Source organism: Allobosea sp. 05T439, assembly GCF_056396005.1.
In genome coordinates this window covers 1-468 of the sequence record NZ_JBFTKP010000149.1, presented here as the reverse complement: position 1 = coordinate 468, position 468 = coordinate 1, and the positions used below count along the sequence as shown (strand labels likewise).

The window sequence follows — 468 nt, the reverse complement described above, 5'->3', positions numbered from 1 at the left end:
ATGCCTGGAGGCCTGGCTGAGCGCATCCCAACTGCGCGCGCGCATCGCCGAGGACCCTGCAGCCGAGGAGCAGGTGCTGCGTGAGGCCGGAACACGGCTCGGCGTCGCCATCGCGCCCATCGTCGCCGCGCTCGACCTCTCCGAGATCGTGCTGTCGGGACCTGCGGATCTGCTCGCCGGCACGCTCATCGACGCAGYCACGCGCACGCTGACCGAGCGCACGCTGGAGGGCGTCTTCGACGACGTCGCGATCCGGCTCACCGCGCAGGACGACATCGTGCTGCGCGGAGCCGCCGTCATGGTCCTGTCGGGCCAGCTGGGCGTCTCGTGAGCGCGATCCGCGTCGGCCTCGAAGTCGGCGGAACCAAGATCGACGCGCTCGCTCTCGCCGCCGGCGGCGCGATCCTCGCGCGCACCCGTATCCCCACGGGATGGGGCGATCACGCCGTCGTCACCGCCGTGCACGAC

At 71.9% G+C, this 468-nt stretch carries 1 protein-coding gene; it reads left to right on the top strand.

What is annotated here, in order from left to right; all coding sequences use genetic code 11:
• The coding region (locus AC1DIO_RS35480; protein WP_476854968.1) for a hypothetical protein at positions 1–331 on the top strand (331 nt) is incomplete at its 5' end.
• Positions 332–468: the final 137 nt, after the last annotated feature.